This is a genomic window from Mesorhizobium sp. C416B (genome assembly GCF_030323165.1).
GTDB lineage: Bacteria > Pseudomonadota > Alphaproteobacteria > Rhizobiales > Rhizobiaceae > Mesorhizobium.
This window is the reverse complement of the sequence record NZ_CP100471.1, coordinates 6,434,883-6,448,961: the sequence shown is the minus strand read 5'-3', so window position 1 is coordinate 6,448,961 and position 14,079 is coordinate 6,434,883. Positions and strand designations below refer to the sequence as shown.

The 14,079-nt window shown below is 62.3% G+C and carries 12 protein-coding genes and 2 tRNA genes; 5 read left to right on the top strand and 9 right to left on the bottom strand.

Annotated features, from left to right (window positions below):
• Positions 1-76 precede the first annotated feature (76 nt).
• The 4 genes from erpA (at position 77) to NLY43_RS31180 (ending at position 1,995) form a co-directional block, all read left to right on the top strand.
• Positions 77-424: an iron-sulfur cluster insertion protein ErpA gene (erpA, locus tag NLY43_RS31195; RefSeq protein WP_031199080.1), complete on the top strand. Its 348-nt coding sequence runs from the start codon at positions 77-79 to the stop codon at positions 422-424.
• Between the two features lie 4 nt (positions 425-428).
• Positions 429-821, top strand: coding sequence for a VOC family protein (locus NLY43_RS31190; RefSeq protein WP_023691101.1), 393 nt, complete (start codon positions 429-431; stop codon positions 819-821).
• Positions 822-829: 8 nt separating this feature from the next.
• Positions 830-1,624, top strand: a complete 795-nt coding sequence (gene xth, locus NLY43_RS31185) for an exodeoxyribonuclease III (RefSeq protein WP_023706008.1) — start codon at positions 830-832, stop codon at positions 1,622-1,624.
• A 116-nt stretch (positions 1,625-1,740) separates the two neighbouring features.
• Positions 1,741-1,995: a hypothetical protein gene (locus NLY43_RS31180; protein WP_245263961.1), complete on the top strand. Its 255-nt coding sequence runs from the start codon at positions 1,741-1,743 to the stop codon at positions 1,993-1,995.
• Between the two features lie 45 nt (positions 1,996-2,040).
• Here the strand turns inward: NLY43_RS31180 and NLY43_RS31175 are convergent, their stop codons facing one another.
• From NLY43_RS31175 to NLY43_RS31135, 9 genes are all read right to left on the bottom strand, one after another.
• The gene (locus NLY43_RS31175) at positions 2,041-2,865 is read right to left on the bottom strand and encodes a tetratricopeptide repeat protein (protein WP_023667701.1); all 825 of its coding nucleotides are present in this window, start codon (positions 2,863-2,865) and stop codon (positions 2,041-2,043) included.
• Positions 2,852-4,576 (bottom strand): dihydroxy-acid dehydratase, encoded by a 1,725-nt coding sequence (ilvD, locus tag NLY43_RS31170; protein WP_023710690.1) that lies wholly within the window; start codon positions 4,574-4,576, stop codon positions 2,852-2,854. The genes NLY43_RS31175 and ilvD overlap by 14 nt, the downstream gene beginning before the upstream one ends.
• Positions 4,577-4,867: 291 nt before the next feature.
• Positions 4,868-6,127: an OmpP1/FadL family transporter gene (locus NLY43_RS31165; protein ID WP_023688210.1), complete on the bottom strand. Its 1,260-nt coding sequence runs from the start codon at positions 6,125-6,127 to the stop codon at positions 4,868-4,870.
• A gap of 359 nt (positions 6,128-6,486) precedes the next feature.
• Positions 6,487-9,270: a valine--tRNA ligase gene (locus NLY43_RS31160; RefSeq protein WP_023710691.1), complete on the bottom strand. Its 2,784-nt coding sequence runs from the start codon at positions 9,268-9,270 to the stop codon at positions 6,487-6,489.
• Positions 9,271-9,538: 268 nt separating this feature from the next.
• Positions 9,539-10,414 (bottom strand): PopZ family protein, encoded by an 876-nt coding sequence (locus NLY43_RS31155; protein ID WP_023710692.1) that lies wholly within the window; start codon positions 10,412-10,414, stop codon positions 9,539-9,541.
• A gap of 330 nt (positions 10,415-10,744) precedes the next feature.
• Positions 10,745-12,130 carry a TolC family outer membrane protein gene (locus NLY43_RS31150; RefSeq protein WP_023710693.1) on the bottom strand — a complete coding sequence of 462 codons (1,386 nt, stop codon included), beginning with the start codon at positions 12,128-12,130 and terminating at the stop codon, positions 10,745-10,747.
• Between the two features lie 185 nt (positions 12,131-12,315).
• Positions 12,316-12,990, bottom strand: coding sequence for a protein-L-isoaspartate O-methyltransferase family protein (locus NLY43_RS31145; protein WP_023710694.1), 675 nt, complete (start codon positions 12,988-12,990; stop codon positions 12,316-12,318).
• Between the two features lie 108 nt (positions 12,991-13,098).
• A tRNA-Cys gene (locus NLY43_RS31140) sits at positions 13,099-13,172 on the bottom strand.
• Positions 13,173-13,506: 334 nt separating this feature from the next.
• Positions 13,507-13,767, bottom strand: a complete 261-nt coding sequence (locus NLY43_RS31135) for a PGPGW domain-containing protein (RefSeq protein WP_027050334.1) — start codon at positions 13,765-13,767, stop codon at positions 13,507-13,509.
• 231 nt (positions 13,768-13,998) lie between these two features.
• On the opposite strand from NLY43_RS31135, the gene NLY43_RS31130 reads away from it, so the two are divergent.
• A tRNA-Asn gene (locus tag NLY43_RS31130) sits at positions 13,999-14,073 on the top strand.
• Positions 14,074-14,079 lie beyond the last annotated feature (6 nt).

Here is a 14,079-nt window from a genome sequence, read left to right as displayed (position 1 = left end):
GGCTGATGCCGCCGCAGTTGACTTGCCCCTTCCCGCTTCATACCTATCATGTGAAACTGAAAGCAAGGTGACGCCCATGGGCGCTGATGCCAAGACTGCCATGAAAGTCGAGATGACCGAGTCCGCCGCCAGGCGGATCGCGAAAATCGTCTCTGGCGAGGCCGGCAAGACGGCGCTGCGCGTCTCCGTAGAGGGCGGCGGCTGCTCCGGCTTTTCCTACAAGTTCGACCTGGTCAATACGCGCAACGACGACGACGTCGCCATCGAAAAGGACGGCGCCACCGTGCTGATCGACGATTTGTCGCTGGTCTATATGGGCGGCTCGGTGATCGACTTCGTCGACGATCTGATGGGCCAATCGTTCCAGATCCGCAACCCCAATGCAGTCGCCTCCTGCGGCTGCGGCACCAGTTTCTCCATCTAGGCAGATGTCCGGCGTCGGCGCGGTCCGTCAGGTCGCACTGTCGGCCGGGCGCGATCTCGACGTGACGCTGGCCTTCTGGCGCGATGTGCTCGGCCTCAACGTTCACGCCCGCTACGATCCGCCGGGCATCGCCTTCATCATGGCCGGTGATATCAGGTTGCTGTTCACCGATGGCGTTCCGGCCGGCACCGTCTATCTCGACATAGCCGGGCTCGAAGCCTTCCACGCCGAGGCGAAAGCGTCCGGCGTTCCCTTCACCGCACCGCCGGCGCTCGTCCACAACGACACCGAAGGCACGTTCGGAACGGCGGGGGAAAGCGAGTGGATGGCCTTTCTAAAGGACCCGGCAGGCAATACGATCGGGCTTGTCGAACGTCTTTCGCCCGAACATCCCTGAGGCCGCCCATGAAAATCGTTACCTGGAACATAAACGGCATTCGCGCCCGCATCGGCAACCTCACCCACTGGCTGAGCGAAAGCCAGCCCGACATCGTCTGCCTGCAGGAGATCAAGTCGGTCGACGAGCAGTTCCCGCGCGCCGAGATCGAGGCGCTTGGCTACAACGTGGAAACCCATGGCCAGAAGGGCTTTAACGGCGTCGCCCTGTTGTCGAAGCTTCCGTTCGACGAGGTTATCAGGGGCCTGCCCGGTGACGACACCGACGAGCAGGCGCGCTTCATCGAGGGCGTGTTCTCGACCGACCAGGGCGCGCTTCGCGTCGCCTCGCTCTATCTGCCCAACGGCAACCCGGTCGATGACGAGAAGAAGTTTCCCTACAAGCTGGCCTGGATGGAACGGCTGCATCGCTGGGCCGAGCAACGGCTGCTTCTGGAGGAGGCGCTGGTGCTGGCCGGCGACTACAATGTCATCCCCGAGCCGGTCGATGCGCGCTTCCCCGAGAACTGGCTTGGCGATGCGCTGTTCCAGCCGCAGACCCGGCAGGCCTTCCGACGGCTGAAGAATCTCGGCTTCACCGAGGCAGTCCGCGCCGTCACCGATGCGGCCGATGTCTATACCTTCTGGGATTACCAGGCCGGTGCCTGGCAGAAGAACAACGGCATCCGCATCGACCATCTGCTGTTGTCGCCCGAAGCCGCCAACCGCTTTTCCTCGGCCTCGATCGAAAAGCACGTGCGCGCCTGGGAAAAGCCTTCCGACCATGTGCCGGTGGCGATCGATCTGGCGCTGCTGCCGGCCTGATATCAGCCGAAACCCTGATGTCGCCACAATCGCGCCATTCAGTCAGAGATCAGCATGGCGGCTGGGGTTCCATGGCACTACGATTCCTCCTTTGCCCGATCGGTCTGGCATTTGCCATGGCCTCTCCTGCAGCGGCACTTGCCGATCAGCAGTGCCTGGCCAATGGCAAGTCCTACCAGGTCGGCCAGGTCACCTGCCTGACGGTTTCAGACAAGAGCCATATGGCCCGCTGCGACCTGGTGCTCAACAACACCTCATGGACCAAGATCGGCGACAGCTGCCCCGACAGCACGATGAAGCCGCATCTGCACGTCACGCCGATCTCGATGCCGGTACACAGAGCGGTGCCGGCGGAACTCACCGAGAACTGATGGATGTGAGCTAATCTCCCCCCTCAAGGGGGGAGATTGGCAATTTCACTGGTCGCCGCCGCCCTTGGTGAGAATATCGTCGGCAAGCGAAATCGCAGTGCGGCGGTCGGCTTCGCCGGCGGCGGCAAATGCCTCTTCCTGCATGCCGCGGATCCACGGCTGGTCGCTCGGCGAGGCGCGTTCGAGCGCGGCGGTCATCATGGCCAGCCCGCGCACGATCTTGCCGCTCTGGAACAGAAGATTGCCAAGCGTCGCCTGGGCGCCGGCATGGCCTTTTTCGGCGGCGAGCTGGAACCAGCGGCCGGCCTGCTTGACGCTGGCCTTGACGCCGCCCTCGCCCTTCAGGAACATCTGGCCCATCTCGAACTGGGCGTTCGGGTTGCGGTAATTGGCGGCCGCACGCATGTAATATTCCTGCGCCGCGACCTCGTTTTCCTCGACCGGGCTGCCGGGGATGCCTGTCCGGAGATAGTCGCCCAGCGCCACCAGCGCGTCGGAGACATAGCTTTCCTCCGGCGAACCCGGCTCGACATCCTGATCGACGATCTCGGAGAAGAATTTGAACGCCGCGTAGTCGTCGCGCGTCACGCCGTCGCCTTCGGCATACATGCGGGCGAGCTTCCAGGTGGCGCCGATCTGGCCGTTTTCGGCGGCGTATTTATAGGCCTCGACCGCCTGTTCCTTGTGGCCGCTCTTGTAAGCGGAGAAGCCGAACTGGAACACGGCCCACGGGCTCGATTGCGGCTTCACGCCGGTCTTGTCGTCGAACACCTTGTCGTCGAAGGCCATGGCCTGGCCCACGGCGCCAAAGATCGCAACAGCGACCAGTGCCGGAAGGACAGACGACCTCAACAACTCAGATATCCGCATAGCAATGTGTTTCTTTGGCACCGCCCGGATGGGTGACCGCGCCGTCGCGGGCAGGCCCTACCGTCTGTGCGTATTTCCAGATCGCGCCCGACTGATAGTCGGTCGTGCGCGCCTTCCAAGCCTTTGCCCTCGTTGCCAGTTCGGCCTCGGACAGATCGACCGCGATCGTGCCTTTGGTTGCATCGATCGAAATCACATCGCCGTCTTTCAAGAGTCCGATCGGTCCACCAACGGCAGCTTCCGGCCCGACATGGCCGATGCAGAACCCGCGCGTAGCGCCCGAAAAACGGCCGTCGGTGATGAGAGCGACCTTGCCGCCCATGCCCTGGCCGTAGAGAGCCGCCGTCGTCGACAGCATCTCGCGCATGCCCGGACCGCCGCGCGGACCTTCGTAACGGATGACGAGAACCTCGCCTTCCCGGTAGTTGCGGTGCGTGACCGCCTCGAAACATTCCTCTTCCGAATCGAAACAGCGTGCCGGACCTGAAAATTTCAGCTCCGTCATGCCCGCGACCTTCACGATCGCGCCTTCCGGGGCAAGGTTGCCCTTCAAGCCCACGACACCGCCGGTTTGGGTGATTGGTCGGTTGGCGGGACGGACCACATCCTGGCTATCATTCCAGGCAACATGCTCCATGTTTTCGGCCAAAGTACGGCCAGTCACCGTCAGGCAGTCGCCATGCAGATAGCCGTGGTCGAGCAACGTCTTCATCAACAGCGGAATGCCGCCGGCCTCGAACATGTCCTTGGCGACATATTTGCCGCCCGGCTTGAGGTCGGCGATATAGGGCGTCTTCTCGAAAATCGCGGCGACGTCGAACAGGTCGAACTTGATGCCTGCCTCATGCGCGACCGCCGGCAGGTGCAGCGCTGCGTTGGTCGAGCCGCCGGTGGCCGAGACCACGGTCGCCGCATTCTCCAGCGCCTTCAGCGTGACGATGTCGCGCGGCCGGATGTTCTTGGCGATCAACTCCATGATCTTTTCGCCGGAGGCGAAATTGAAGCGGTCGCGCATCTCGTAGGGCGCCGGCGCGCCGCAAGAATAGGGCAGCGCCAGGCCGATCGCTTCGGCGACGGTGGCCATGGTGTTGGCGGTGAACTGGGCGCCGCAGGAGCCGGCCGACGGACAGGCGACTTGCTCGATTTCAAGCAGTTCAGCGTCGCTGATCGCGCCGACCGAGTGCTGTCCCACAGCCTCGAACACATCCTGCACGGTGATCTGGCGGCCGCGATAGCTGCCGGGCAGAATCGAGCCGCCATAGATGAAGATCGAAGGCACGTTGAGCCGCACCATGGCCATCATCATGCCGGGCAGCGACTTGTCGCAGCCGGCAAGGCCGACCAGCGCATCGTAGCAATGTCCGCGCATGGTGAGTTCGACCGAATCGGCGATGACATCGCGCGACACCAGCGACGACTTCATGCCCTGGTGGCCCATGGCGATGCCGTCGGTGACGGTGATGGTGCAGAATTCGCGCGGCGTGCCGTTGGCGGCCGCGACGCCTTTCTTGACCACTTGCGCCTGGCGCATCAGCGAGATGTTGCAAGGTGCCGCTTCATTCCAGCAGGAAGCAACGCCGACCAGCGGCTGCCCGATCTCGGCGGCAGACAGGCCCATGGCATAGAGATACGAACGGTGCGGCGCACGCGCCGGACCGACGGTCACATGGCGGCTAGGGAGCTTAGCCTTGGAAATGACTTTGGCGTCCATTCTCTTCCTTGCCGCGGGCGGTGCGGCCTGCCTCATCGCCGAGCCTTGTGGCGCGTGTCCCGAGACGAATTCGAGGTGCGCCGGGTTTATGGCGGGAAATGGGCAATTTGGTCGAGCGGGACCGTAGCGCGGGGGTTGGCCGGGAACTGTTGCCAAAACGCCACAATCGCGAGAGGCGACGCCGGTGCGGCGTATCTGCAACGCCAACTCTCGCCGGCAAGGCTCGACGCGGTGCCCGCATAAGAAAAAGGCCGGGGAATGCCCGGCCTTTTTCTTTTCAACTTGAAAGGCTTACCACTTCACCTTCAACGAAGTCGAAATGGCCGACACAAGATCGTTGCCGAAGTCAGCGGTGTAGTCCGTACCATAGGTGACGCCATCGTCGCCTACGACTGGATGGATCGACCCGCTGGTAAGCACGCCCAGCGCCCCACCAAGACGAACCTCGATGTTCTGGGTCGGCGTGTAAGCCACGCCACCGCTAACCGTCCAGGTGTCCGTCTGGGCGCTCAGTCCGGTGGAGGTTCCGCGATCCCAGGTCAGAACGGCGGCGCCGCTCCACTGATCATTGAATTTGTGGCCGATACCGCCGGAGACCGTCCAGCCGTCCCGGTAGAGCAGATCAAGTGAAGTAGCGCGGGTCGGGCCGGTCGTGGTGCAAGCACCCGGGGCGGCGGTCGGGCAGAATGGAATGCTTTGCAATACGCTCCAATTGACCCACTTAATGGATCCAAACGCGAGCCAACCCGGAGCAATACCTGACTGGAGCTTGAGTTCCAGAGACTCAGGCACCTCCGAAGAACCGCTTACGTCGGTTATGCGACCCAAAATTGGATTGCTGGGGTCGAGGAATCCGGGAACCTGTGTCAGATCGAGCGTCCCCGAGAGGTTGTCGAGCTTGACGGCTGAATTGTAGACCAGGCTGGCGCGCAGCGCGATGTCAGGAATTTCATAGGCGGCACCGACGCGCCATCCCCAGCCGTCTCCTTCGAGGTCAAGGCGCCCAACGCCTGTACCCAAAAATGCGGGAAGCGGAGCGACCAGCTGCTCCTTGAATCCCGAGACGTCCTCATGGAACACGCCGCCGATGAAACGAAACTGACCTTTGCCGAGGTTCACCTTGTACGAGCAGGTTCCGCCAACGGCCTCGCTCTCGACCTTGGTTACGATATTGCCGTTCGCGCCGGCCCAGTTGACGCCGGGATTGCTGTACGCACCGATCGGTTGGCCATAGTCGACAAGACAATCGACCGGGCCTATACCAGCCTTGATACCCACGCTCGGCACCCAATAGCTTTCGGTATCGCGGGCGCTGTTGGAAAGGCCCAGCGCGTTAAGGGGGCCGTCAGCCGGATTCGTGTCCACCACATTCTTGAGGTCGCGTTGCGGCATCACATAGGTGCCGGTAACCTCGCCGGCGACCTGCGCAGGATCGAACAGCAGATCGATGTCATAGCCGCCGCGCTCCAGGCCGCCGGCATGCACGGAACCGATCAGGCCCAGCGAAAAACACCCCGCCCCCAGCAGTGTTTTCAAACGCAAATTGTTCATGGATGTCCTCCCCGAAATACTAGTGCGTCAAGCTAGAACCAATTCGGGTTAACGGCGCAACAATGAATTCACATAGCGTACATGTACACTCTTGCGGACCGCATTTCGAACACAGTGGCGGCTTGGCCGGCAGGTTCGAAAATGACCATTTGGGCGGCAGACTGGGGGACAAATCAGAAAAAACCGCTCAAAACGGCACCAAAACCCTCTATTTTGCCGGCATTCGGCCCCATTGTTACATTATGGCAACAATAGGGGTCGAAACTTTCCGTTTACGTCAATATTAACGCAACGGAACGCCTGTTTTTCGAGCAAAAGAACCTTCGCGAAGCGCTGCAAGCGTCTCGCGAATCCGGCGCTCAGCCGGCGTCGCGCACCCGGGTCAACGCCACCGAAAGCTTCTCCTGCTGATCACGGTATTCTGCGAGTTTTTCGCGCTCGGCCGCGACGATCTCTTCCGGCGCGCTGGCGACGAACCGTTCGTTCGACAGCTTCTTGTGCAGCCGCGCGATTTCCTCGGTCACCTTGGCCAGTTCCTTCTGCAGCCGCGCCGCCTCGGCTGAGAGATCGATCAGGCTGCCGAGCGGCAGGCAGATCGTCGCCTCGTTGAGCACGATCTGGGCCGAGCCCTTGGGTGCGGCGTCCTGCTGCGAGATGTCGCCGACCCGCGCCAGCCGCTTGATGGCGGACGCATGGCGTTCCAGCCTCTGGTGAGTCTCGGCGCTGGCGCCGACCACCACCAGCGGCGCGATCGCCGCCGGGGGCACGTTCATTTCAGAGCGCACGGAGCGAATACCGGAGACCAGATCGACCAGCCAGTTGATGTCGGCGGCTGCATCGGTGTCCTCGAAGTCGGGCGACGGCCAGGCGGCGTGGCACAGCAGCGTTGCGCGCGTCCTGCCCTCACCTGCCGTCTGCGCCCACAGCTCCTCCGTCATGAACGGCATCATGGGGTGAAGCAGCTTGTAAATCTCGTCGAGCACGAAGGCGACGCAGGCGCGGCTTTCGGCTTTGGCCGCCTCGTCAGTGCCCATGAACACCGGCTTGAGCAGTTCGAGATACCAGTCGCAAAACAGGTTCCAGACGAAGCGGTAGGCAGCCCCTGCCGCCTCGTTGAAGCGGTATGAGGTGATGCCCTCGGTGATCGCGTGCGACGCCCGGGTCAATTCGGTCAGGATCCAGCGGTTGACCGGCAACTTGGCGTCGTTCAGCCAAAAATCGTCATTGCGCGCGACCTCGTTCATCTCGGCAAAGCGTGTCGCGTTCCACAGCTTGGTGCCGAAATTGCGGTAGCCGGCGATGCGCGCCGGATCGAGTTTCACGTCGCGCCCCTGCGCCGCCATCACCGTCAGCGTGAAGCGCAGTGCATCGGCGCCAAACTCGTCGATGAGGTCGAGCGGATCGATGACGTTGCCTTTCGACTTCGACATCTTCTGCCCGTTCTTGTCGCGCACCAGCGCATGCACATAAACGGTGTGGAACGGCTCCTCGTGCATGAAATGCAGGCCCATCATCATCATCCGGGCGACCCAGAAGAAGATGATGTCGAAACCGGTCACCAGCACGTCGGTCTGGTAATAGGTCTTCAGCTCCGGCGTATGATCCGGCCAGCCCAGTGTCGAGAACGGCCACAGTGCGGACGAGAACCAGGTGTCGAGCACATCCTCGTCGCGGCTCAGGATTTCGCCCGGCTTGAAGGTCTCGAGCTTGTCCTCGACCCAGGCCTTCCATGGACCTTCCAGCGCCAGATAATATTCGATCGCGGCGCCCAGCGCCTCTTCCTCGGTCTTCTCGACGAAGACCCGGCCGTCCGGCCCGTACCAGGCCGGGATCTGGTGACCCCACCATAGCTGGCGTGAAATACACCAGGGCTGGATGTTCTCCATCCAGTCGAAATAGGTCTTTTCCCAGTTCTTCGGCACGAAGTTGGTACGGCCTTCACGCACCGATGCGATCGCCGGCTTGGCCAGCTCGGCGGCGTTTGCATACCACTGCTCGGTCAGAAACGGCTCGATCGGCACGCCGCCGCGGTCGCCATGCGGCACGGCGTGGCGGTGCGGCTCGATCTTGTCGAGGAAGCCGCCGGTCTCCATCAGCTCGACGATTTTCTTGCGCGCGACGAAACGGTCGAGACCGTCGAGCTCGTCCCAGACGGCCTGACGCTCCGGCGTCACGTCGAGCCCGGCGAGAAAATCCTCATTATCCCTGAGCGTTATTGCCGCCTCGATGGTCAGGATGTTGATCGCCGGCAGCTTGTGGCGCTTGCCGACCTCGAAATCGTTGAAGTCGTGCGCCGGCGTGATCTTGACCGCGCCGGAACCCTTTTCCGGGTCGGAATACTCGTCAGCCACAACCGGGATTTTCCGGCCGACGATCGGCAGCACGACATTTTTCCCGACCAGATGCCGGTAGCGCTCGTCGTCCGGGTGCACGGCGACCGCCGTATCGCCAAGCATCGTCTCGGGCCGTGTCGTCGCCACGGTAATGAAGGTCGCCGAATTTTCCGGATCGAAAGTCTCGCCTTCGATCGGATAGCGGAAGTGCCAGAGATTGCCGTTGATCTCCTGGGGCTCGACCTCCAGGTCGGAGATCGCCGTCAACAGCTTCGGGTCCCAGTTCACAAGGCGCTTGTCCTTGTAGATCAGCCCTTCCTTGTAGAGGCTGACGAATACTTCGAGCACGGCCTTGGACAGGCCTTCATCCATGGTAAAACGTTCGCGCGACCAGTCCGCCGAGGCGCCGAGCCGCTTCAGCTGGTTGAAGATGGCGCCGCCGGACTCGGCCTTCCACTCCCAGACCTTCTCGATGAACTCCTCGCGGGTGAGATCGCGGCGATGGATCTGTTTCTCCATCAGCTGGCGCTCGACCACCATCTGCGTGGCGATGCCGGCATGGTCCATGCCCGGCTGCCACAGCACGTTCTTGCCGCGCATGCGCTCAAAGCGCACGAGTATATCCTGCAGCGTGTTGTTGAGTGCGTGGCCCATATGCAGCGAGCCGGTGACGTTGGGCGGCGGGATGACGATGGTAAAGGCCTCGGCCCCCTCTTCCGCACCTGCGCCGGCGCGAAATGCGTCCGCCTCTTCCCAGATTTTGGCGATCTTGGGTTCGACGGTCTTGGCGTCGTAGGTCTTTTCAAGCATGGGAAAGTGGTCCGCGCGGTCGGGAGTTTTGCTGACCCGGTGTAAATCGGAAGGTTTTGGCCAAGTCAACCGCGAGGGCTGCCTCAGTCCTTCAACGCAGATAGGCGGGGCCCTGGTCATTTCAACGGGAAGGCCATGCCCGCACCTTCATCGTCAGCGATCCCGACGGGAAGCTGATCGCATTCGCGACATCAGCCGGACGCTGGCCTGCAGCGAGAAAGCGCCGCCCGAAGGCGGCGCTTTAATCCGGAACGGGCTGTGGTGATGCCTATTGCGCGCCGCGCGCGACGCGCTCGATTTCTTCGCGTACCAGGCGCTCGACCAGCGTCGGCAGGTTGTTGTCCAGCCAATCCTGCAGCATCGGCCGCAGCATCTCCTCGGCCATCTCGTCGAAGGTCTTCTTGCTGCGGCTGGCGAAGGCGTCGGAGAGCTCGCCGAAGGCGGCTGCGACCTGCCGTCCCGTATGTTCCGAAACGATCGCCGGACGGGCCGGGGTTGTATCGGCCGGGCGCGCGTGCTCGCTGCGCGAAGGACGAGGCTCGAAAGCCGGCTCGGCAGCGAGATCGTCTTCGAAAGCCTCGACCTCCGCGATTGCTGCCTGCCGATTTTCAGTCTCCGGCTGCCTGATCTCGGGCCGCCGTACTGTGTCAGCCGGTTTTGCCTGATTGCCAACGGCCGCGATTTCGCGGCGCCAATCCGTGACGATCGAGTCGGTGGTTTCCGTCTTTGCCCGCACTGCAGCTTCTGCCCCGACGGCGGGGGCAGGTTCACTGGCTATCCTGGCGCTCACTTCCGCCAGGGTCATCGGAGCATGCGCGGGTGGCGCGGCGGTCGTGGCATTTGCCGCAATGGCCGGCTTCACTGGCGACGGCTCGGAGCGCGGCTCCAGCCGCGCAACCACCGGCTCGGCCAGTTGGGCCTGCACCTCGGCCAGCGTCACCGGCTTCTTGCTTTCGGTCGAGCTGTGCAATTCGCTGCGGAAGGCCTCGACATCCGAAACAGGCCCGGCGGCCGGCACAAGGTCCTGCCGCAACTCATCGGCGTCGCCCTTGCGGCCGGTGTCGCTGTCTTCGATGATCCTCCTGATGGAAGCCAGTATTTCTTCCATGGAAGGTTCGCGCTGTGCGCTGCTTGCCGTCGCCATCGTCACATCCGCCGCCCCCGCGCATGATCCCGAAAATCGATCTTCGATTTTCGAAGAGGATCAGGCGCAAAATCAAAGTTCTACAGCCTCCTTTGCGCATCCATCGGACGCGTGGCGCTGTAGTGACCCGTTCCTGGATTCCTGTCCGGCAAAGCCGGATACGAATCATGGCGACAGCGTAGCCGACGGATCGCCATCCGAGAATCCCCAATCTCGGAAGACGCCGGATTTCAACAATTTAGGCTACAAAAGACAAACGCCGCGCATCCTTGGGAAGCGCGGCGCTACGATACTTTCAATCTTGGCGGGATTTGAACCGCTCAGTCGCGATCAACGACCGTCCGGCGTACGCAGCCCGATCCATTTGTCCTTGACGGCTCTGTAGTGCTCTTCAGGCTTGTACTTCACCACATTCAACGCCAGGCGATCGGCCGACAGGCGGCCCATGGCCGACAGGATGGCGTAGCTCGCTACAACCACATCGCGCTCGGAGCTGGCGAGGTCGATCTTTGCCGAGATGACGGCGTTCTGGGCATTCAACACGTCGAGCGTGGTGCGCTGTCCGACATTGCGCTCCTCGATGACGCCGTTGAGCGCCAACTGTGCGGCCGCGATCACCTGCCGATTAGCGTCGACGCTTTCACGCGCTGCGATGTATTGCGTCCATGCCGAGGTCACGGCCTGGCGCACCGAGTCACGGCTGACATCCACCTCGATGCGAGCTTGGCTGAGCGATTCCTTCGACTGACGAACGAGTGCGGAGGTACGGCCGCCCGAATAGATCGGAACGGTCAGCGTCGCGCCGACGGTGGCGGCATTGGAATCGCCGTCCGAATCCCCCGCGCTAGGTACGGTATTTTGATAGGCATGGGAAAGGCCGGCACTGGCAGTCAACTGCGGCAGCAACGCACCCTCCTGCGTCTTTACATCAAATCCGGCTGCATCGACGGAATGTAGGGCGGCCAGGATGGCCGGATGCTCGTTCGATGCAATGCCGATCGCCGCCTCGAGACTCCTCGGCAACAGCTTCGCCAACGGCGACGCGGCCTTGAGCTTGCCCGGCTCGTCACCGACGATCTGATGATAGGTTGCCGCACTGGCCAGAGCCTGCGCACGGGCAGCACTCAATTGCGCCACCGCGGCCGAACGCGACGCGTCGGCCTGCGCCACATCGGTGCGCGTGCCCTCGCCGACCTCGAAGCGCGAGCGTGCCGCGCGCGCCTGCTCGGTCAGGAACTGCAGATTCTGTTCGGTCAGCACCGCCACCTGGCGGTCGCGAATCACGTCCATATAGGCGCTCGCCGCGTTGAACAGCGTGTTCTCTTCGGTGTTGCGCAGGCCCTCGACCGAGGCCCTCACCTGTGCAGCGGCCGACGCGACCCTGTTCTTGGTCTGGAAGCCGTCGAACAGCGTCTGATCAATCCGAACGCCGAAGCTGCCGGTGGTCAATGCCAGGCTCGCGTTCCTGCCGTTTAGGTGCCTGGAGGTGTAATCGATATCAGCCGAACCAGTGATCACCGGGCGATAGCCCGACTTGGCGATCGCCACGCCCTCATCGGTGACGCGCACGCCGGCACGGGCCGAATTCAGCGAGGAATTGTTCTGGTAGGCCTTGGAAAGCGCGCCGAGAATGGTTTCCGCCGAGGCGGCTATCGGCGAAAGCGCTGTCGCGGAAATGAGGACAGTAACAAACAAACTCTTGGCTAAGGACGGCACTTTATATCCCTCATTCGTTTTGCACGGGAACCACGCCACGCCAGCCCATCCCTAGGGATCGGCCAGCGCCGCGTCGATGTATCGTTCCCCCGCTGACAGCCTCCCGAAACCCCGGTTAACCAATCAGCAACGATTGTTCAATCGCAAGCCAACATGACAGAGTCTTTGCTGCAAGGCAAAATCACTTAGAACTCGAAGGCATGAATGCGTTCAAATCCGGGTAGTGGCTTAATTGCCGCATTAAATGCCCGTCTTCCGGTTACAACCCCCCCTGCATTGAAAAAGAGCCGGGCTACGCCCGCATTGCCCTGCCCTTCCACAGCCACCAGCCGGCCGCCTTCGGCAAGCTGGTCAAGCAGCGCCGCAGGCACTTTCTCGACGCTGCCGCCGATGAGAATCACATTGTAGGGCGCCTTGGCGGCATGACCTAGCGGCAGTGGGCCGGTGACCACGGTGACGTTATCGCAGCCCTGCGCCGAAAGCGCCGCTTTGGCTGCTTCCGCCAGTGTGGTATCGCTTTCCAGCGCCACGACGGATTTGGCCAGCCTGGACAGCAGCGCCGCGGAATAACCGGTGCCGCAGCCGACATCGAGCACCGAATCGCCGGCGTCGATCTCGGCCAACTGCAAAAGCTTGGCCAGTGGCGACGGCTCCATGAGGTAGCGCGCACCGCTGCCATCGGCGCCGTCGGAGATGCGGATATCCTCGTCGATATAGGCGAGAGCCTGTTGGCCGGCCCCGACAAAGGCCTCGCGCGGCACGGCAAGCATGGCATCGAGCAATGCTGCGTCGGTCACATCGGTGGTGCGGACCTGGCCGTCGACCATCTTGACGCGAAGTTCGGAGAAATCAGTGCTCATGTCCCAACCAATCCGTCAAAGCCAATGCGCTGAAATGCGCTTGTCGCGCCGACACTGCGGCGCATTCGACCGGAACTCAAGCCCCCGGCATGCGGGAGTTGAAGCGATTGGAGGCCTCGCCCGGAATCGAACCGGGGTGCAAGGATTTGCAGTCCTCTGCGTAACCACTCCGCCACGAGGCCTCATCGCTCCCGGCGAGCGAACTCAATATGGTGGCAGCGAAAGGTCGTCAAGCGTCCGCGCGGCATTCCGGCGCGCTTTCCTCATCAGCCGCCGCAACGTGGTTCCCGAGCGGTTTCAGCGCTTGGCGCACCGGCATATTGGCCGCTCCTCAAGCATGGCTGCGCGACCGGCGAAAATCGAACCCGCAGCTTTACGCAGCGGGAGCAAACCGGCTTCCACCGTAAACGCGCGGCTGACACCAGGGCTGCCGTTCTCAAGGAGATATTCGAGGGGAAGGTCTGCGAGGGGCTGGAAGCGAAGCGTCCGCTGAACCGGGACAGCGCGCCATCGCTTTCAATTTGGCCGGCGACGCCGTTCCCACCAGACGACGAACCGGCGCCGCAGGCGGCGCACCGCGGCAAATTCGTAGGAAAGCACCAAAAGGCCGAGCGGAATCATCCAGAAGCCGAGAATCGGCAGGAAACCGAGAAGGCCGAAAAACACCAGCACGATACCGATGGCGATCCTCAGCCCGCGCGAGCGCGGCATGGTGAACTCGCGCCCGAACACCGAGATTTTCCGCGCCGGTGCCTGGTTTTCGTCTGCTGCAGTCATGTCGAAAGTCGATCCGGTTGCCTTCGATAAAGCCATATGCGCTAAAGGCTGCAATCGCCTTTCAGGTTCCGCCGACCAAGGTCCGACGGCGCCCAAGACGGCTCATATGTGGTGTCATCCGGCGATTGCCAGAAACCATTGGGTGAAAATGCGCTAAAAAATGCGAAATGCTTCTTTGCAAAGCCGAAAAGGGTTTGCTATAGGCTGCGCCACTCACATGAGAGCCTCTATTCCCCGGTAGCTCAGTGGTAGAGCAACCGGCTGTTAACCGGTTGGTCGCTGGTTCGAATCCGGCCCGGGGAGCCACTATCA